Origin of the sequence: Mycobacterium sp. E3298, assembly GCF_001666895.1 — a bacterium.
Classification (GTDB): Bacteria; Actinomycetota; Actinomycetes; order Mycobacteriales; family Mycobacteriaceae; genus Mycobacterium.
In genome coordinates, this window is record NZ_LZJB01000491.1 from 1 (window position 1) to 17,719 (window position 17,719).

The 17,719-nt window shown below is 68.9% G+C and carries 19 protein-coding genes; 10 read left to right on the forward strand and 9 right to left on the reverse strand.

Annotation, left to right across the window (positions count from 1 at the left end):
• Together A9X05_RS22370 and A9X05_RS22375 are read left to right on the forward strand one after the other, a co-directional pair.
• A partial coding sequence (locus A9X05_RS22370) for a winged helix-turn-helix domain-containing protein (protein ID WP_067784123.1) occupies positions 1 to 473 on the forward strand: 473 nt, incomplete at its 5' end.
• Between the two features lie 232 nt (positions 474 to 705).
• Positions 706 to 2,202, forward strand: coding sequence for a cell wall metabolism sensor histidine kinase WalK (locus A9X05_RS22375; RefSeq protein ID WP_197499170.1), 1,497 nt, complete (start codon positions 706 to 708; stop codon positions 2,200 to 2,202).
• Here the strand turns inward: A9X05_RS22375 and A9X05_RS22380 are convergent.
• Positions 2,195 to 2,671 carry a lipoprotein LpqH gene (locus A9X05_RS22380; protein WP_046185294.1) on the reverse strand — a complete coding sequence of 159 codons (477 nt, stop codon included), beginning with the start codon at positions 2,669 to 2,671 and terminating at the stop codon, positions 2,195 to 2,197. The two genes, A9X05_RS22375 and A9X05_RS22380, sit on opposite strands and share 8 nt — an antisense overlap.
• Positions 2,672 to 2,834: 163 nt before the next feature.
• Between A9X05_RS22380 and A9X05_RS22385 the strand changes: the two genes are divergently transcribed.
• On the forward strand, positions 2,835 to 4,715 hold the full coding sequence (locus tag A9X05_RS22385; RefSeq protein WP_197499171.1) for an alkyl/aryl-sulfatase: 1,881 nt from the start codon (positions 2,835 to 2,837) through the stop codon (positions 4,713 to 4,715).
• A gap of 4 nt (positions 4,716 to 4,719) precedes the next feature.
• Here A9X05_RS22385 and A9X05_RS22390 read toward each other — a convergent pair whose 3' ends face one another.
• From A9X05_RS22390 to A9X05_RS22415, 6 genes are all read right to left on the reverse strand, one after another.
• Positions 4,720 to 5,685 (reverse strand): NADPH:quinone oxidoreductase family protein, encoded by a 966-nt coding sequence (locus A9X05_RS22390; RefSeq protein WP_067760668.1) that lies wholly within the window; start codon positions 5,683 to 5,685, stop codon positions 4,720 to 4,722.
• The gene (locus A9X05_RS22395; RefSeq protein ID WP_067760670.1) at positions 5,685 to 6,293 is read right to left on the reverse strand and encodes a TetR/AcrR family transcriptional regulator; all 609 of its coding nucleotides are present in this window, start codon (positions 6,291 to 6,293) and stop codon (positions 5,685 to 5,687) included. The genes A9X05_RS22390 and A9X05_RS22395 overlap by 1 nt, the downstream gene beginning before the upstream one ends.
• The gene (locus tag A9X05_RS22400; protein ID WP_067760672.1) at positions 6,290 to 7,597 is read right to left on the reverse strand and encodes an acyl-CoA dehydrogenase family protein; all 1,308 of its coding nucleotides are present in this window, start codon (positions 7,595 to 7,597) and stop codon (positions 6,290 to 6,292) included. The genes A9X05_RS22395 and A9X05_RS22400 overlap by 4 nt, the downstream gene beginning before the upstream one ends.
• A gap of 124 nt (positions 7,598 to 7,721) precedes the next feature.
• The gene (locus A9X05_RS22405) at positions 7,722 to 8,486 is read right to left on the reverse strand and encodes an SDR family NAD(P)-dependent oxidoreductase (RefSeq protein ID WP_067784127.1); all 765 of its coding nucleotides are present in this window, start codon (positions 8,484 to 8,486) and stop codon (positions 7,722 to 7,724) included.
• A 1-nt stretch (position 8,487) separates the two neighbouring features.
• The gene (locus A9X05_RS22410) at positions 8,488 to 9,534 is read right to left on the reverse strand and encodes a phosphotransferase family protein (RefSeq protein WP_067784129.1); all 1,047 of its coding nucleotides are present in this window, start codon (positions 9,532 to 9,534) and stop codon (positions 8,488 to 8,490) included.
• Between the two features lie 62 nt (positions 9,535 to 9,596).
• Positions 9,597 to 10,259 (reverse strand): class I SAM-dependent methyltransferase, encoded by a 663-nt coding sequence (locus tag A9X05_RS22415; protein ID WP_067784131.1) that lies wholly within the window; start codon positions 10,257 to 10,259, stop codon positions 9,597 to 9,599.
• A 103-nt stretch (positions 10,260 to 10,362) separates the two neighbouring features.
• On the opposite strand from A9X05_RS22415, the gene A9X05_RS22420 reads away from it, so the two are divergent.
• Together A9X05_RS22420 and A9X05_RS22425 are read left to right on the forward strand one after the other, a co-directional pair.
• A complete protein-coding gene (locus A9X05_RS22420) occupies positions 10,363 to 10,971 on the forward strand; it encodes a histidine phosphatase family protein (RefSeq protein ID WP_067760682.1) in 609 nt (202 codons plus the stop codon).
• A gap of 9 nt (positions 10,972 to 10,980) precedes the next feature.
• Positions 10,981 to 12,027: a phosphotransferase family protein gene (locus A9X05_RS22425; RefSeq protein ID WP_067760684.1), complete on the forward strand. Its 1,047-nt coding sequence runs from the start codon at positions 10,981 to 10,983 to the stop codon at positions 12,025 to 12,027.
• A 108-nt stretch (positions 12,028 to 12,135) separates the two neighbouring features.
• On the opposite strand, the gene A9X05_RS22430 is transcribed toward A9X05_RS22425, so the two are convergent.
• Entirely contained in the window at positions 12,136 to 12,486 is a 351-nt protein-coding gene (locus tag A9X05_RS22430) for a lipopolysaccharide assembly LapA domain-containing protein (protein WP_067760686.1), read from the reverse strand.
• A 100-nt stretch (positions 12,487 to 12,586) separates the two neighbouring features.
• On the opposite strand from A9X05_RS22430, the gene A9X05_RS22435 reads away from it, so the two are divergent.
• Genes A9X05_RS22435 through A9X05_RS22455 form a run of 5 tightly spaced genes read left to right on the forward strand, consistent with a single transcriptional unit; the run spans position 12,587 to position 16,619 of the window.
• A complete protein-coding gene (locus tag A9X05_RS22435) occupies positions 12,587 to 13,534 on the forward strand; it encodes an ABC transporter substrate-binding protein (RefSeq protein ID WP_067784136.1) in 948 nt (315 codons plus the stop codon).
• Positions 13,531 to 14,619: an ABC transporter ATP-binding protein gene (locus A9X05_RS22440; RefSeq protein ID WP_067784137.1), complete on the forward strand. Its 1,089-nt coding sequence runs from the start codon at positions 13,531 to 13,533 to the stop codon at positions 14,617 to 14,619. Before A9X05_RS22435 ends, A9X05_RS22440 begins: the two co-directional genes overlap by 4 nt.
• 3 nt (positions 14,620 to 14,622) lie before the next feature.
• Positions 14,623 to 15,309 carry an ABC transporter permease gene (locus tag A9X05_RS22445; RefSeq protein ID WP_067784138.1) on the forward strand — a complete coding sequence of 229 codons (687 nt, stop codon included), beginning with the start codon at positions 14,623 to 14,625 and terminating at the stop codon, positions 15,307 to 15,309.
• Positions 15,306 to 16,019 (forward strand): ABC transporter permease, encoded by a 714-nt coding sequence (locus A9X05_RS22450; RefSeq protein ID WP_067784140.1) that lies wholly within the window; start codon positions 15,306 to 15,308, stop codon positions 16,017 to 16,019. Before A9X05_RS22445 ends, A9X05_RS22450 begins: the two co-directional genes overlap by 4 nt.
• A complete protein-coding gene (locus A9X05_RS22455) occupies positions 16,020 to 16,619 on the forward strand; it encodes a putative glycolipid-binding domain-containing protein (RefSeq protein ID WP_067748773.1) in 600 nt (199 codons plus the stop codon).
• Here A9X05_RS22455 and A9X05_RS22460 read toward each other — a convergent pair.
• Entirely contained in the window at positions 16,582 to 17,520 is a 939-nt protein-coding gene (locus tag A9X05_RS22460) for a prephenate dehydrogenase (protein WP_067784142.1), read from the reverse strand. The two genes, A9X05_RS22455 and A9X05_RS22460, sit on opposite strands and share 38 nt — an antisense overlap.
• Between the last annotated feature and the right edge of the window lie 199 nt (positions 17,521 to 17,719).

Genomic DNA, 17,719 nt, shown 5'->3' on the forward strand with positions numbered 1-17,719 from the left:
ACCCCCAGCTGCCGGTGTTGCTGTTGACGGCCAAGGACGCCGTGGAGGACCGCATCGCGGGGTTGACCGCCGGCGGCGACGACTATGTCACCAAACCGTTCAGCATCGAAGAAGTGGTGCTGCGCCTGCGGGCCCTGCTGCGGCGCACCGGGGTGACGACGCTGGACAGCGGCGCGCAACTGGTGGTCGGCGATCTGGTCCTCGACGAGGACAGCCACGAGGTCACCCGCGGCGGCGAGCCGATCTCGTTGACCTCCACCGAGTTCGAGTTGCTGCGGTTCATGATGCGCAACTCCAAGCGGGTGCTCAGCAAGGCCCAGATCCTCGACCGGGTGTGGAGTTATGACTTCGGCGGCCGGTCCAACATCGTCGAGCTGTACATCTCGTATCTGCGCAAGAAGATCGACAGCGGTCGCGAGCCCATGATCCACACGCTGCGTGGCGCGGGTTATGTCCTCAAGCCCGCGCGCTAGGAGCGATCGCGAGCGCGGCGAAGCCGGGCGAAGCGGGTCGCGACCGTTGGCTGGGAGCGATCGCGAGCGCGGCGAAGCCGGGCGAAGCGGGTCGCGACCGTTGGCTGGGAGCGATCGCGAGCGCGGCGAAGCCGGGCGAAGCGGGTCGCGACCGTTGGCTGGGAGCGATCGCGAGCGCGGCGAAGCCGGGCGAAGCGGGTCGCGACGGTTGTTCAGCAGCGGGTCGCGACCGTTGGCCAGTTCACGGCGGGCCTGGTCCCTGCGGCTGCGGCTGCTGGTCGGGCAGATCGTCGTGTTGGCCATCGTGTGCGTCGGCATCACTGCGGTGACCGAGCTGGCGCTCAATCACCACCTGGTGAAGCAGCTCGACGGACAACTCGCCGGCACGTCTTTCCGCTCGGCGCTGATGTACCCCGAGCCGAACCGCCCGCGGCACGAACACTCTTACTACCCGCGGCCGGGTCCTGGCCCGCGGTTTCTGGACGCCCCCGGTCAGCCGGCGGGCATGGTGGCCGCGGTGGTCAACCACGGCAAAACCGTCGACGCCGGCTACCTCACCAGCAGCGGCACCCGGGCCGCGCTGAGCCCGGCCGCCCAGTCTCAGTTGGAGCAGATCGCGGGCAGCCGCGCTCCGGTCACCCTGAACCTGGACGGGCTCGGCCGGTATCGGGTGGTCGCCGCCCCGAGCCGCAACGGGGGTGACACCATCGTGACCGGCCTCTCGATGGCCAACGTCGACGCCACTTTGATCCGGATGCTGATCATTTTCGCGATCGTCACCGCGGTCGCGCTGGCCGCCGCGACGATCGCCGGGGTCATCATCATCCGGCGGGCGCTGGCGCCGTTGCGCCGGGTCGCGCAGACCGCTAGCCGGGTGGCCGACCTGCCGCTGGATCGCGGTGAGGTCGAGCTGCCGCTCCGCGTGCGTGAATCCGACGCGAACCCGTACACCGAGGTGGGCCAGCTGGGGTCAGCCCTCAACCGGATGCTCGATCACATTGCGGCCGCCTTGTCGGCCCGGCAGGCCAGCGAGACCCGTGTCCGCCAGTTCGTCGCCGATGCCAGCCACGAACTGCGCACGCCGCTCGCCGCGATCCGCGGCTACACCGAACTCACCCAGCGGATGGGCGACGACCGGGAGGCGGTGGCGCACGCGATGAGCCGGGTGGCCTCCGAGACGGAACGGATGACGCGACTGGTCGAGGACCTGCTGCTGCTGGCCCGGCTGGACTCCGGCAGGCCGCTGGAACGCGAACCGGTCGATATGTCGCGGGTGGCGGTCGACGCCGTCAACGACGCGCATGTCGCCGGACCGGACCATCAGTGGGAACTCGACCTGCCCGAGGAACCCGTGATCATCACCGGCGATGCGGCCCGCCTGCACCAGGTGCTGGCGAACCTGCTCGCCAACGCCCGCCTGCACACCGGCGCGGGCACCGTCGTGACAACGCGGTTGAGCACCGAGCCGGCGCACACCGTGCTGCGGGTCATCGACAACGGCCCCGGGATCCCGGCGGCGCTTCAATCCGAAGTGTTCGAGCGCTTCGCCCGCGGCGACACCTCGCGGTCCCGCAAGGGCGGAAGCACCGGGCTGGGCCTGGCGATCGTGTCCGCGGTGGTCAAGGCGCACAACGGGACTATCACCGTGGACAGCTCACCCGGCCATACCGAGTTCACGGTGCGGTTGCCACTCAACGGGTGGCAACCGCCCGCATCCTCGATTAGCTAGAGCAGTTGACGTCGATTTCGAACGGCTTGTTCACCGGCTGCATCGGGTTGGCCATGTCGACGCCGGTGGCCGTGCCGGTGATCTTGTAGCTGTTGCCGTTCTTCTCGGCCGAGGCGTTACCCTGGCCGGTCCCGGAGGTGTAGCCGAGCGTCACACCGTTGACGTTGCCCAGTCCAACCGACTTCACCTGGGGCGGGTTGGCGTCAGTGAGCACGGCGGCGATTCCGGTCGCGGCACCACCGATGGCGATGTTGACGTTGCCGCCGGCGGTCGTGCACACCACCGAGCCGCTCACGTTCTGGTCCTTGCCGTCGATGAGGACCTTGGTTCCGCTGGCAGCGCCCGCCGAGGTGTTCACCGCGGAGCTGGTGCCAGAACCGCCTGAACTCGACTTATTGCTGGAACAGCCGGAAATGCCGGCGGCCAGAATTGCTGCTCCGGCCACCGCGACCATCAGTCCACGCTTCACGTGTTCTCCTTTGCCCGAAAGTTGCGACCCTCGGCATTGAGGGCCGTGTGGGCAGTATGAGGGTTAACTGGACCGAAGATCTAGAGTTCCGGGTAATTGTTTCTGTGTTCGTTAGTCACTTGACAAGAACCTCTAGTACGGAATGGCGCGCCAATGGCAATGTATTGGCGTGCAGCGCAAACCCCCCACCGCAGTCATCGAGGCGGCGCATCGCGCACACGCCCTGCCATTCGATGACGACACCGACTTTCACAACGCCGACCGCGGATTCATCGCCGCCCTGTCCCCGTGCGTCATCAAGGCGGCCGACGGCCGCGTGGTGTGGGACAACGACGCCTACTCGTTCCTCGGCGGCGCGGCGCCGACATCGGTGCATCCCAGTCTCTGGCGGCAGTCGACGCTGGCCGCCAAACAGGGACTCTACGAAGTGGTTCCGGGGATCTATCAGGTCCGTGGTCTCGACATCTCGAATGTCACGTTGGTCGAGACCGACACCGGGATCATCGTCATCGACCCGCTGGTGTCCACCGAGGTCGCCGCGGCCGCGCTGGCGCTGTATCGCACCCACCGCGGGGGCGACCGGCCCGTCGTCGCGGTGATCTACACCCACAGCCATGTCGACCACTTCGGCGGCGTGCTGGGCGTCACCTCGCAGGCGGACGTGGACGCCGGCGCCGTGGCCGTGTTGGCGCCGGACGGTTTTGTCGAGCATGCGGTGCAGGAGAACGTGTACGCCGGCCCGGCCATGACGCGGCGGGCGACGTACATGTACGGCAGCATGCTGCCCCGCGGTCCGCGCGACCAGGTGGGCTGCGGGCTGGGCCAGGCCCCGTCGACCGGCGAAGTGGCGATCATCGTGCCGACCATCGACATTCGCGAGACCGGTGAGACGCACACCATCGACGGGGTGGAGATCGAGTTTCAGATGGCGCCCGGCACCGAGGCGCCGGCCGAAATGCATTTCTACTTCCCGCGGTTCCGCGCGCTGTGCATGGCGGAGAACGCCACCCACAACCTGCACAACCTGTTGACCCTGCGGGGAGCACTGGTGCGCGATCCGCACGCCTGGTCCGGCTATCTCACCGAGGCGATCGACACCTTCGCCGACCGCGCCGACGTGGTGTTCGCCTCCCATCACTGGCCGACCTGGGGCAGGGACAGCATCGTCGAGTTCCTGTCGCTGCAGCGCGACATGTACGCCTATCTGCACGACCAGACGCTGCGGCTGCTCAACCAGGGCTACACCGGGATCGAGATCGCCGAGATGTTCCGGATGCCGCCGGCGCTCGAACGTGCGTGGCACACCCACGGCTATTACGGGTCGGTCAGCCACAACGTGAAGGCCGTGTATCAGCGCTACATGGGCTGGTTCGACGGCAACCCGGCGCGGTTGTGGCCGCATCCCCCGGAGGCGCTCGCGCCGCGCTACGTCGAGGCGATCGGTGGGATCGACCGGGTTGTCGGCCTGGCCCAGTCAGCCTTTGACTCCGGCGACTTCCGTTGGGCGGCAACGCTACTGGATCATGCGATCTTCACCGACAGCGCACACGAGGGCGCCCGCACGCTTTACGCCGACACCCTCGAGCAGCTGGCCTATGGGGCCGAGAACGCGACGTGGCGCAACTTCTTCCTCAGTGGCGCAACGGAATTGCGGGGCGGTAACTTCGGCACCGCGGCGCAGGTCGCCTCGCCCACCATGCTCTCCCAGTTGACGCCCGAGCAGATCTTCGACAGCCTCGCGATCCGGGTCGACGGCCCGCGCAGCTGGGATCTCGACCTCGCCATCGATCTCGCCTTCGCCGATCTTGCCACCAACTACCGGCTCACCCTGCGCAACGGCGTGCTGGTCTACCGCAAAGTGGCGGCCGATCCGGCGACGGCATCGGTCACGGTTCAACTGGACAGCAAGTTTCGGCTGCTGTCCGCGGCGATGGGTGATTTCTCCTCGCCCGGGTTGCAGATATCCGGCAACCAGGCAGCGCTCCAGGCCCTGCTCGGTGTGCTCGATCAGCCCGACCCGAGCTTCGACATCGTCACGCCGTGACAAGTCAGATGTCGATGACGACCTTGCCCAACACCTTCCGGTCGGCCACATGCCGCAACGCCGCCGCCGTTTCGGCCAGCGGGAACCGTGCTCCGATGTACGGCCGGATCGTGCCGGCGGCGAACATCTCCGATAGTTCGCGCAAGTCCCGGGCGGACTCCTCGGGGTGGTCGGTCGCGAAGGTGCGGATCTCCATGCCGCGGACGCAGATGTCCTTGAGCAGAACGAGGTTCAGCGGGATCGCCGGGATCGTCCCCGCGGCGTAGCCCAGGGTGACGAAGGTGCCGCCACGCGCCAGCCCGCGCAGCGCCGGCTCCGCGTACGGCCCGCCGACGGGGTCGAGCACCGCCCGGGCGCTGTCGCCGGTCAACTCGCGGATGCGCGACTTGAGGTCCTCCCGGTCGTAGTCGACGGTCGCCTCGGCGCCGCGACGCCGGCACAGCTCGAGTTTCTCGGGGCTCGATGCGGCGGCCAGCACCCGTGCCTTCATGGCGACGGCCAGGTCCACCGCGGCCAGCCCGACGCCGCCCGCGGCGCCCAGCACGACGACCCAATCCCCTTCTGTCACCGCGGCGGTCGAGCGCAGCGCGTGATAGGCGGTGCGGTAGGTCACCCCGAAGGCGGCGGCCGACCCGAAGTCGACGTCCTCGGGGATCAGCGCGGCCTGGTTCGCGTCCAGCAGCGCCTGTTCGGCGAACGCCCCAAAAGTGGTGCCGGACACCCGCTGTCCAGGCTCGAAACGGGCGCCCGCACCGGCGGCGATCACCTCGCCGGCGACCTCATTGCCCGGGATGAACGGCGGCGGAATCTTGACCTGATACTTGCCGGCGATGAACAGCACGTCGGGGAAGTTGACCGCCGCGGCGTGCACCCGCACCAGCAGCTGCCCGGGGCCTGGCACCGGCTCGTCCACGTCCTCGAGTACCAGATCTTCCGGAGTGCCGTAGGAACGACAGACAACGGCGCGCATCAAACCCCCAGACCGCGTAGGCAGAACTCCACCAGGTGTGCAATGTCGGGCGGACCCGGCCGGTCGCCTGACCCCAGGTAGCGGCGCATCGTCGCGACGGTGCAGCTGAACACGGCCTCGACATCGCGCTCGACATCCTTGCTGCCCAGCGCCGCAACGGGTTCGACGAGGAGATCCCGCAGCGGCCGCATCATCTCCTGATCCGCCGCGCGCCAGTTCGCACCGGCCGACATCTGGCCGGCGGCCGCCCGGCTCATGCTGATCAGCTGCGGGTCGGCCACCTGCGCGAGCGTGCCCTCGATCCAGCGGGCGACCTGGTCGCGGGGCTCGCGCTCCTTGGCCATCTGGTGCTCGAGGTAGGACACGACGATGGCGACCCCGCGCTCCATGACGGCCAGGATCAGGTCGTCCTTGCCGGCGAAATAGCGGTAGAACGCCTTGTTCGACGAGCCGGCCTCGGCGACGATGTCACTCACCCGCGGCGGTTCGGGCGCAACCCGTTCCATGACGCGGACGGCGGCGGCCAGGATCCGCTCCACCTCTTCGGTCGCCTCCCGCTGCCGCTCGTCGAGCGCCCGCTCGACGGCCGCCGTCACCCTGCTGCTCACGGCTTATCGGGCAGCGCCGGAACCCGATCGATCCGGTCGCCGTACTTGGTGCGCGCGGCCTCCCGGCGGATGTCGAGCAGTTCGCTCGGCCACTCAGCGTCCTCGGCCTCGTATCCCTTGAGTAGCAGCCGGGCCAGGTTGACCTTGTGGGCTTCGGTCGGTCCGTCTGCCAGGCCCAGTGCCACCCCGCCGAGCAGCACGTTGACCAGTGGCAGCTGATCGGTGGTGCCGAGTGCACCGTGCACCTGGATCGCGCGCAGCCCAATCGATTTCAGCACTTGCGACGCCAGGATCTTGCAGGCGCCGATTTCGGCGCGGGCCGCGTGCTCCCCGGCGGTGTCGATAAGCCATGCCGCGTGCAGCACCGCCAGCCGGAAGGGCATCAGCTCGGTGTAGGAGTCGGCGATGAACGCCTGCACCAATTGCTTGTCCGCCAGCGAACTGCCCTGGGTGAAGCGGCTTTTCGCGCGCCGGGCCATCATCTCCACCGCCCGTTGGGCGACCCCGATCGAGCGCATCGCGTGATGCAGCCGCCCGCCGGCCAGCCGGGTCTGCAGGATCATGAAGCCCTGACCGGGTTCGCCCAGCATCGCGTCCGCCGGCACCCGCACCCCGTCGTAGTGGACCAGCGAGTGCCCGGGCTCGTGCGGTAGCGCGCCGACCAGGTGATGGGTGGCCTCGATGGTGAGGCCTTCGGTGTCGGCGGGTACCAGGAACGTCGAGGCGCCGCGGTGCACGGGCACGTCCGGGTCGGTGATCGCGACGACGATGAAGAAGGAGGCGACGGAGGCGTTGGAAGAGAAGTACTTTCGACCGGTGATCACCCAGTCGTCGCCGTCGCGGAAGGCGCGGGTCCGGAAGACGCGCGGATCCGCGCCGCCCTGCGGCTCGGTCATCGAGAAACACGAGAAGATCTCCCCGGACAGCAGCCCGGCGAGGTAGCGGTCCTTTTGGCCCTGGGTTCCGAAGCGGGCGATGATCTCGGCGTTGCCGGTATCGGGCGCCTGCGTGCCGAACACGATCGGCGCCCACGGGCTGCGGCCCAGAATCTCGTTGATCAAGGTCAGCTTGACCGCGCCGAATCCCTGCCCGCCCAGTTCGGGGCCCAGATGCGGCGCCCACAGGCCTTGGTCGCGAACCTGCTGCTTGAGCGGATCGACGATGCGGCGGCGCTCGTCGTCGAGCGGCAGGAACTCGCAGCCGGGGAAGAGCACCTCGAGGGGTTCCACCTCGTGGCGGACGAACTCTCGGACCCAGTCGATTTTCTCCTGAAACTCCGGTTCGGTGGAGAAGTCCCAAGACATTCGAATCTCCTACTCTCTCATCGGCGGCGACCCGCCGGGCCCGGCGGCGCCGCGCTTGCGATCGCCGCGCTCATCGGCGGCGACCCGCCGCGCCCGGCGGCGCCGCGCTCGCGATCGCCGCGCGTCAGGGAATTCCACCGTCGGCGCGCAGGATCGAGCCGGTGGTGAAGCTGGACGCGTCGGACGCCAGAAACAAAGCGGCACCGACGATTTCGGCCGGATCTCCGGCGCGCTGCAGCGCGAGGTGCCCGAACGGCTTGCCGGGCGCCGCGTCGAGGTTCCATGCCTTGCTCACGTCGGTCAGGAACGGGCCGGCCATCAGGGTGTTGACCCGCACCGACGGCCCGAACGCCTTCGCCAGCGCCTCGGTCATGGCGTTGAGCCCGGCCTTGGCTGCGGCGTAGGGGACGATGTCGGGCGTCGGTCGCAACGAGCCGGCCGTGCTCACGTTGATGATCGACCCGCGGCCGGCCGCCACCATCCGCTCGCCCACCAAGGCCGACAACCGGAACGGGCCCTTGAGGTTCAGGTTGACCACCGCGTCGAACAGTTTCTCGGTGACGTCGGTCAGCTTGTCGTACAGCGGTGACATGCCGGCGTTGTTGATCAGCGTGTCGACCTTGCCGAACCGGTCGTAGGTTGCCTCGACCAATCCGTCGAGCTGATCCCAGCGACCGACGTGGACCTGATACGGCAGGGCCGAGCGCCCGGTTTCGGCCTCGATTTCCTTGGCCGTGGCCATGCAGTTGTCCATGTTGCGGCTCGCGACCACGACGTCGGCGCCGCAGCGGGCCGCCGCGAAGGCCATCTCGCGCCCCAGCCCGCGACTACCGCCGGTGACCAGCACGACCCGATCGGTGAGATCGAAAAGCCGGTCGGCGTAACCCATTTCAGCGGCCCCCGGACGGCAGTGACCGCGCGAGGTCGGCGGCCGTGGCGATCAGTTGCGGGATCATCGCCCCGAAGGCGTCCTGGATCTTGGGATCGACCTTCCCGGTGCGCACCCCCGCAGCGTAAGTCTTTTCCAGCACGATGCCGAGTTTCCAGTTGGCCAGTACCAGGTAGTAGTCGATGTTGTCGGTGGACAGGCCGCTGATCGCCTCGTAGTGCCCCAACAGCTCGCTGCGCGTGGGCATGCCGGCCATGTCCAAATAGAACCCGTCGGCCCGGGGCTCTTCGCCGTCGTAGCCCAGCAGGCACCACGCCAGATCGAGCAGCGGGTCGCCGACGGTGGTCATCTCCCAGTCCACGATCGCGGCCAGTCGCGCCGGCTCCCCGTGGGCGAACATCACGTTGGCGAACTGGTAGTCGCCGTGCATGATTCCCGGCCGGTAGTGCGAGGGCCGGTTGTTGCGCAGCCAGTCGGCGGCCTCGTCGAGCCCGGGAAGGTCGCGCACCTTGTACGCGTCGAGGAAGGTCAGCCAGCGATCGACCTGCCGCTCGTGGAACCCGTCCGGCCGACCGAAGCCGTCGAGGCCCTGGGCCCGCCAGTCCACCCGGCCCAGCTTGGCGGCGCCCTCGACCAACTGGAAGGCCAGGCCGCGCCGGGCCGTCAAGTCGGTGTCGAACGGCGGCTGCCAGCCGCCGTCCATCGGACTCCACCCGTCGATGGCCTGCATGACGTAGAACGGCATGCCCAGCACGGTGCCGGTCTCGTCGGCGGCGATCAGCGCCGCGTGCGGGACGTCGGTGCCGGACAGTGCTCGCACCAAGCGGATCTCGCGGAGCAAGCCGTTGATGCGGGCGGCGTCGGCGCGGGCGCCTGGCATCCGCAACACCATCCGCTGGCCACCGCGGACGAGTAGGCACAGCGTGTTCTGGGACCCGCCCTTCAGTTGCTCTACGCGCGGTTCTTCACCGTTCCCCGGTGCGCCGTTCGCATCGAGCCAGCGGGCAAGCACGGCCGCATCCAGCCCGGACTGATCTACCGTCGTCATCCGCACACTCCACTCTCCGTGCGGAGAATAGCATTCTCTCGCGCCCGCGCCTCGCTTTCGGCTCAGTCCTGCTTGCGTGCGCTGACCAGGAATCCGGGGGCCAGGAAGTGGCCCTCGCCGTCGCGATCGAGGTGTGCCAGCGGGCCGTCGGAGGACTCGGGCGCGTTGCCGTACACGTGCGCCGGCCGCAGATCGTCGATCCGCCAGAGCGTCGAGACGGCCTCGCGCAACTCCTCCTCGTCGAAGCCCCGCGGCCCGCCGCCCTGGTTGGCGTCGCCCAGGGCCCCGGCGGCGAAGGCCAGGATGTAGAGCGCCGCTCCCGGGGCGGCCGACCGGAGGATCGACTGCAGGTAGTCCTGGCGCTTCTCCGGCGGCAGCGCGTGAAACAGCCCGCTGTCCAGGATGGTGTTGAAGCGGCCGTCGTAGCCGCGGAAATTCGTGACATCGGCCTGCGCGAAGGTCGCCGTGGCCAGGCCGCGTTCCGCCGCCGCCACCGAAGCGGCCTCGATCGCGGTCGCGCTGCTGTCCAGGCCGACGACGGTGAAGCCGCGCTCGGCCAGCGCCAGCGACAGGGCGGCGTGGCCGCACCCGGCGTCCAGCACGTCGCTGCGGATTCTGCCTTCGTCGATCAGCCTCGCCAGCTCGGGCTGCGGCCGGCCGATGCTCCACGGCGGTGGCGTGTCCTGCCGGTACGCGGTGTCCCAATCCATGCTCGGCTCGGTCATTTTTCCTCCTCGAGATCGGCCTTCCCTGAGCCCTATTTTGCGGGGGCGAGTCCGCATGCTTTGAATGAACACGTCGCGCGCAACCACAGACAGGAAGACACCCATGCAATTGCTTCTGGTCCGGCACGCGCTGCCGCTGCGCAGCGAACACGGCGAGGGCTCAGACCCGGACCTGTCGGACGAGGGATTGGCTCAGATCGAGCGACTACCCAAGGCGCTGGACAGGTTTCCCATTTCCCGGGTGGTGAGCAGCCCGCAGCGGCGCGCCATCCAGACCGCCGAGCCGGTCGCGGCGGCGCGCGAGCTGACCGTCGAAATCGACGACCGATTCGCCGAATACGACCGCGACCTTCCGCTCTACATCCCCGTCGAGCAGATCCGCGAGGAGATGCCCGAAGAGTGGGCGCGGCTGGCGCAGGGGCACCTGCCCAGCGCGGTCGACGAGGACGCGTTTCTCGCCCGGGTGCGCGCGGCGGTCGACGACCTCGTCGCCTCCGTCGCCCCCGAGGACACCGTTGCGGTGTTCAGCCACGGCGGGGTGATCAACGTGCTGTTGCACCAGATCCTGGGCACGTCCCGGCTGTTGTCGTTCCCGGTCGACTACGCCTCGGTCACCCGGCTACTGTTCTCGCGATCAGGTGAGGCGACGGTCGCTGGGGTCAACGGTGTCGAGCACGTGTGGGACCTGCTGCCACGAAATCAGAGGTGGTAAACAAGTCCGGTGACTTCAGCTGACCAACTCGAAGGCCTCGACCTGGCCTCGCTGGACTCCTACCTGCGTTCGCTGGGCATCGGGCGTGACGGCGAGTTGCGCGCGGACTTCATCTCCGGCGGCCGCTCCAATCTGACGTTCCGCGTCTACGATGACGCGACCAGCTGGCTGGTGCGGCGCCCGCCGCTGCACGGCCTGACCCCGTCGGCGCATGACATGGCCCGCGAGTACCGGGTGGTCGCCGCGCTGCGTGACACCCCGGTTCCGGTGGCGCGCGCGATCGCGCTGTGCCAGGACGAGTCGGTGCTGGGGGCGCCGTTCCAGATCGTCGAATTCGTTGCCGGCCAGGTGGTGCGCCGCCGCGCCCAGCTCGAAGCGTTCAGCCACACCGTCATCGAGGGCTGTGTCGACTCGCTGATCCGGGTCCTCGTCGACCTCCACTCCGTCGACCCCGCGGCCGTGGGCCTGGCCGACTTCGGCAAGCCCAATGGTTATCTCGAGCGGCAGGTGCGGCGGTGGGGTTCGCAATGGGCGCTGGTGCGGCTGCCCGACGACCGCCGCGACGCCGACGTCGAGCGCCTGCACTCCGGTCTGCAGGACGCCATCCCGCAGCAGAGCCGGACCTCGATCGTGCACGGCGACTACCGGATCGACAACACGATCCTGGACGCCGACGACCCGACGAAGGTTCGCGCCGTCGTCGACTGGGAGCTGTCCACCCTCGGGGACCCGCTCTCCGACGCGGCGTTGATGTGCGTGTACCGAGACCCCGCGCTGGACCTGATCGTCAACGCGCAGGCCGCCTGGACGTCACCGCTGTTGCCGACGGCCGACGAGCTGGCCGATCGCTATTCGCTGGTCGCCGGTCTGCCGCTGGCGCATTGGGAGTTTTACATGGCGCTGGCTTACTTCAAGCTCGCCATCATCGCCGCCGGGATCGACTTCCGCAGGCGGATGTCGGATCAGGCTCGCGGGATGGACTCCGACCACATGCCGGAGGTCGTCGCGCCCCTGATTTCGCGCGGGCTGGCCGAGCTGGCCAAGCTGCCGGGCTGAGTGTGCGACCACGGCTTCGAGTGTGAGGTAACGGCGCGAAATCGCGCGTTTTCCCGCCCGGGGCGCGCGGCCGAAGCCCAGGACGCATAAGCGATGGCGCGCTGCCGCCTACCGCGACGCGGCGGCGTGGTGCTTCTTGGCGGCGCGGCGCAGCTGCAGGATGCGCGCGGTGCCGACGGCCACCGTGATCAGCCCGCCGACCACGGCGGCGAGCAAAATGGCCACCCCCAGCGGCAGGCTCCAATGCCAGCCCAAGAACTGGAACGGCGTGGAGGTCGTGTTCTGGGTGATGAAAATCAGTAACAAGATCAGGATCAGGAACCCGGCGATCAGGGACGACCACAGCGCACCGGCGCGGGTGAACCCGATGGCAGGCTCCTTGGGCGCCGCGCCGGACTTGGGCGCCGCGGCGGGCTTGGCGGGCGGCTGGGTGGGCGAGGCAGGGTTGGGGCTGCTCATAGGGTCATCTTTGTCCGATCCGGCGCAGAATGAAACCACTCCGCGCAGCCGGCCCGCTTCGTCCCGGCGCGGGGCGGGTTCTGACGTTACTGTCGGCGGTATGAGGATGCCGTCGCGCGCGCTCCGCGCGATCGTGCAAGCGGCGGTGTTGGTCACGGCGATCGGCGTTCTCGCGGCGTGCAGCAGCCCCGACCCGCTCGGCGCGGAGGTCCGCAGCCCGAAATCGATCGTGGTGGGATCCGCCGATTTCCCGGAGTCGCAGATCATCGCCGAGATATACGCACAAGCGTTGCAGGCCAACGGCTTCGAGGTCGGCCGGCGGATGGGGATCGGCAGCCGGGAGACCTACATACCCGCGCTCAAAGACCATTCCATCGACCTGGTGCCCGAGTACATCGGCAACCTGCTGCTCTACTTCGAGCCCGAGTCGACGGCGACCATGCTCGACGCCGTCGAGCTGGAGCTCGACCGCAAACTTCCCGGCGACCTCGCCGTCCTCACCCCGTCGCCTGCCGCCGACACCGACACCGTGACCGTGACCGACTCGACCGCTAATTCGTGGAAGCTGAAGACAATCGCCGACCTGGCGGCACATTCGCCGGACGTGAGATTCGGGGCGCCCTCCGCGTTCGCCAACCGCCCGGCCGGCCTGCCGGGGCTGCGGCAGAAATACGGGCTCGACATCGGGCCCGGTAACTTCGTCGCCATCAACGACGGCGGCGGCGCGGTGACGGTGCGCGCCCTGCTGGAAGGGAGGGTCAACGCCGCCAACATCTTCACCACGTCACCGGCCATCCCGCAGAACCGTCTGGTGGTGCTGGAGGACCCGGAGCACAACTTCATCGCCGGCAACATTGTGCCGCTGGTCAATTCGCAGAAGAAGTCGGACCGGCTCAAGCAGGTGCTGGACGCCGTGTCGGGGAAGCTGACCACCGCCGGGGTGGCGGGGCTCAATGCCGCGGTGGCGGGAAACTCTGGTATCGACCCCGACCAGGCCGCGCGGAACTGGTTGCGGGACAACGGCTTCGACCATCCGGTGGGCCAATGATCGTTTTCGACAACGTCAGCAAGGCATTCGCCGACGGGACCACCGCGGTGGACCAGCTCAGTCTGGTGATCCCCACCGGGAAGTTGACCGTCTTCGTCGGTTCGTCGGGCAGCGGCAAGACCACCGCGCTGCGCATGGTCAACCGCATGATCGAGCCGACGTCCGGCACCATCACCGTGGACGGGGTGGACGTGTCCACGCTCGACCCGGTGAGGCTGCGCCTCGGGATCGGCTACGTGATGCAGCACGCCGGACTGATGCCGCACCTGCGGGTGATCGACAACGTCGCAACGGTTCCGGTGCTGAAGGGACAGTCGCGGCGGGCGGCCCGTGCCGCCGCCTACGGGGTGCTCGAACGCGTCGGACTGGACACCAAGCTGGCCACCCGCTACCCCGCGCAGCTGTCCGGCGGTGAGCAACAACGCGTCGGCGTGGCGCGTGCACTGGCCGCCGACCCGCCGATTTTGTTGATGGACGAGCCGTTCTCGGCGGTCGACCCGGTGGTACGCCTTGACCTGCAAAACGAAATCCTGCGTCTGCAAAGCGAATTGCGCAAGACGGTTGTGTTCGTCACGCACGACATCGACGAAGCGCTCAAGCTGGCCGACCGGGTGGCCGTCTTCCGGGCCGGCACGCTGCAGCAGTACGACGAACCCGCGCGCTTGCTGTCGCGGCCTGCCAACGACTTCGTCGCGAGGTTCATCGGCCTTGGCCGCGGCTATCGTTGGTTGCAACTCATCGACGCGGCCGGCCTGCCGCTGCACGGCGTGCGGTGCATCCCCGCGGCCGATCTTCCCGAGACCGTCGCCGACGAGTGGGCGGTGGTGGTGGACGGCGCGCACGCACCGATGGGGTGGATCGACAGCGACGGCCTGCGCCGGCATCGGGCCGGCGCGTCGCTGTCGGACAGCATGAGCGGCGTCGGCTCGCTGTTTCGTCCCGGGGGGAATCTCAGCCACGCGCTCGATGCGGCGCTGTCCTCACCGTCGGGCGTGGGCGTCGCCGTGGACGACGGCGGCAGGGTGATCGGCGGCGTGCTGGCCGGTGACGTGCTGGCCGCGGCGGAAGCCCGGCGGCGGGGGTGACGCATGCACTACCTGCTCACCCACCTCGACGATGCCTGGGCCTTGACGATCATTCATCTGCGGCTGTCGTTGGTGCCGGTGCTGATCGGATTGGTGATCGCCGTCCCCCTGGGCGCGACGGTGCAGCGCGCGCCGGTTGCGCGCCGGCTGACGACGGCGACCGCGAGCGTCGTGTTCACCATCCCGTCACTGGCTCTGTTCGTGGTCTTGCCGATGATCATCGGGACCCGCATCCTCGACGAGGCCAACGTGCTGGTCGCACTGACCGCATACACCGCGGCGCTGCTGGTGCGGGCGGTCCTCGAGGCGCTCGACGCGGTGCCGGCGCAGGTGCGCGACGCCGCCACCGCGGTCGGCTACCCGCCGCTGAGCCGCTTGCTGAAAGTCGAACTGCCGCTGTCCATTCCGGTCCTGGTGGCCGGGTTGCGGGTGGTGGTGGTCACCAACATCGCGATGGTCTCGGTGGGCTCGGTGATCGGCATCGGCGGCCTGGGCACGTGGTTCACCGAGGGCTATCAGACCAACAAGAGCGACCAGATCCTGGCCGGCATCATCGCGCTCTTCGCGCTGGCGGTCGTCATCGACGCCCTGATCATGGTGGCGGGCCGGCTGATCACGCCGTGGGAACGCGCCGGGCGACCGCCGCGCCGGCGGTCGGTGGTCGCCCCGATCGTGGGGGGCGCGCGATGAACTTCGTGGCGCGGGCCGTCTCCTTTCTGCTGACCGCCGACAACTGGACGGGTCCGGTCGGGCTCGCGGCGCGCATCCTGGAGCATCTGGAGTACACGGCCGTCGCGGTCGGCGCCTCTGCCCTGATCGCTGTCCCCGTCGGGCTCGTCATCGGGCACACCGGTCGGGGCACCCTGCTGGTGGTGGGTGCGGTCAACGGGCTCCGCGCACTGCCGACCCTCGGTGTGCTCTTGCTCGGCACGCTGCTGTTCGGGCTGGGCCTCGGGCCGCCCCTGGTCGCGCTGATGCTGCTGGGGGTGCCGGCACTGCTGGCCGGCACCTATGCGGGCATCGCCAACGTCGAGCCGACCGTGGTCGACGCCGCGCGCGCGATGGGCATGACGGAGGCCCGGGTGCTGTGGGTGGAGGCGCGCAACGCGCTGCCGTTGATCCTGGGCGGGTTGCGCAACGCGACGCTGCAGGTGGTCGCCACCGCGACGGTTGCGGCCTACGCCAGCCTCGGCGGGCTCGGCCGCTACCTCATCGACGGAATCAAGGAGCGCGAGTTCCACCTCGCCCTGGTCGGTGCCTTGATGGTGGCCGCCTTGGCGCTCGCGCTCGACGGGCTGCTGGCGTTGGCGGTGTGGGTCTCGATGCCGGGCACCGGTCGACTGCGCCACACTTATCGGACACTTCCCTCGCGCATCGCGGGCACGATTTACGGTAGGTGAGTGAACGCAGATTCCTCTGATTCGACTCGGCGCGTGTGGCAGGCGATGCTCACTTGGCGTGCACAGGACGTATCGCGGATGGAATCGGTACGAATCCAGGTGTCCGGCAAGAGGATCAAGGCCAATGGCCGCATCGTCGCGGCCGCCACCGAAACCAACCCGGCGTTCGGCGCCTACTACGACCTGCAGACCGACGAGACCGGCGCCACCAAGCGCCTCGGCATGACGGTCACGCTGGCCGAACGCGAACGGGTGTTGTCCATCGCCCGCGACGAAGAGAACATGTGGCTGGTCACCGACCATCAGGGCGAGCACCGCGCGGCGTACAACGGCGCCCTCGACTGCGACGTGGTGTTCAGCCCGTTCTTCAACGCGTTGCCCATCCGGCGGCGCGGCTTGCATGAACAGGCGGACTCGGTGACCCTGCCGGTGGTCTACGTCAACCTGCCCGACATGTCCATCACGCCGGACATCGTGAGCTACACGAGCTCCGGCGGCACAGAAGGCATCAAGCTGCGCTCCCCGGTCGCCGACACCGTCGTCAGTGTCGACGAAGAGGGGTTCATCGTCGACTATCCAGGCTTGGCAGAGCGGATCTGATCACCCCGCCCGCCCGGCCGGCGGCGGCCAATTCCTCGCGCCAGTTCTCGGCGCCGATGATGACGTGGAAGATGTCCGAACGCGGGAAGCTGTCGTAACGCGTCCGGGCGGCGTGGCCGGCCTCGACGAGTTCGGCCACCGTATTGTTCGCGGCCAGCGACTCGCGGGCCCGGCTCAGGAGCTCGATGACCCGGTCGGCAGCCGGTATGAGCTGGTCGGTGTTCCCCTCGCACATCGCCCGCACCAGGTCGGGGGCGGTTGCCGCGACCCGCGTCCCGTCGCGGAACGACCCGGCGGCCAGCGCGAACGCCAGCGGCACCTCCCCGGCGATGACCGCGAGGGCCTCGGCGAGCAGGTGCGGCAGGTGCGAGATGGCGGCCGCTGCGGCGTCGTGGTCGTCGGACCTGGCCGGCACCACCACCGCGCCGCAATCCAGCGCCAGCGTCATCACCATCGACCACACAACGGGGTCGACGTGGTCGTCCACGCTGATTACCCACGGCGCCCGGGTGAACAGGCCGGGGTGGCCGGCGGCCCAACCCGAGTGGGCGGTACCCGCCATCGGGTGGCCCCCGACGAAACGTTCCTGAAGACCCGCGGAGACGACCTCGTCGAGCACCGCCCCCTTCACGCTGGTGACGTCGGTCAACGGGCAGGCCGGGGCCAGTTCGCCGATGTGGGAGAGCATGCCGGCCAGCGCCGGCATGGGCACCGCCAGGACGATCAGCGCGCCGGTGTCCGCGGCGCGGGTCAGCGTCGCCGTGAGATCGGTGGTGGCGTCGAAACCGTCGGCGGCGGCCACCTTCGCGCCCTCCACCGACCGGTTGTAGCCGAAGACTTCCCGGCCCGCCGCCGTGGCGGCCCGCATGATCGAGCCTCCGATCAGCCCCAGCCCGAGCACGCAGACCGGCGTTTGAGAAACAGGGCTAGCCACAGACCAAGGTTGGCACAATCCGGCGGCGGCGGTGCGTCCAGATGTCGCCGCGCCCCCGCCTTCGTCGCGCTCCGTCTGGTCAGGGGGCCTGGTCTGCGACTACCGTAAGCGGCCATGGGAGCACAACGGGCCCCAGCCCAGGGCCTGTCCGCCGACACGCCGGACG

What these genes read in the sequence shown, in the direction of transcription:
- A9X05_RS22390 (WP_067760668.1), bottom strand. Translation starts at nt 5,685, where the DNA reads ATGCGCGCCGTTGTCTGTCGTTCCTACGGCACTCCGGAAGATCTGGTA.
- A9X05_RS22400 (WP_067760672.1), bottom strand. Translation starts at nt 7,597, where the DNA reads ATGTCTTGGGACTTCTCCACCGAACCGGAGTTTCAGGAGAAAATCGAC.
- A9X05_RS22405 (WP_067784127.1), bottom strand. Translation starts at nt 8,486, where the DNA reads ATGGGTTACGCCGACCGGCTTTTCGATCTCACCGATCGGGTCGTGCTG.
- A9X05_RS22410 (WP_067784129.1), bottom strand. Translation starts at nt 9,534, where the DNA reads ATGACGACGGTAGATCAGTCCGGGCTGGATGCGGCCGTGCTTGCCCGC.
- A9X05_RS22415 (WP_067784131.1), bottom strand. Translation starts at nt 10,259, where the DNA reads ATGACCGAGCCGAGCATGGATTGGGACACCGCGTACCGGCAGGACACG.
- A9X05_RS22420 (WP_067760682.1), top strand. Translation starts at nt 10,363, where the DNA reads ATGCAATTGCTTCTGGTCCGGCACGCGCTGCCGCTGCGCAGCGAACAC.
- A9X05_RS22430 (WP_067760686.1), bottom strand. Translation starts at nt 12,486, where the DNA reads ATGAGCAGCCCCAACCCTGCCTCGCCCACCCAGCCGCCCGCCAAGCCC.
- A9X05_RS22435 (WP_067784136.1), top strand. Translation starts at nt 12,587, where the DNA reads ATGAGGATGCCGTCGCGCGCGCTCCGCGCGATCGTGCAAGCGGCGGTG.
- A9X05_RS22440 (WP_067784137.1), top strand. Translation starts at nt 13,531, where the DNA reads ATGATCGTTTTCGACAACGTCAGCAAGGCATTCGCCGACGGGACCACC.
- A9X05_RS22445 (WP_067784138.1), top strand. Translation starts at nt 14,623, where the DNA reads ATGCACTACCTGCTCACCCACCTCGACGATGCCTGGGCCTTGACGATC.
- A9X05_RS22450 (WP_067784140.1), top strand. Translation starts at nt 15,306, where the DNA reads ATGAACTTCGTGGCGCGGGCCGTCTCCTTTCTGCTGACCGCCGACAAC.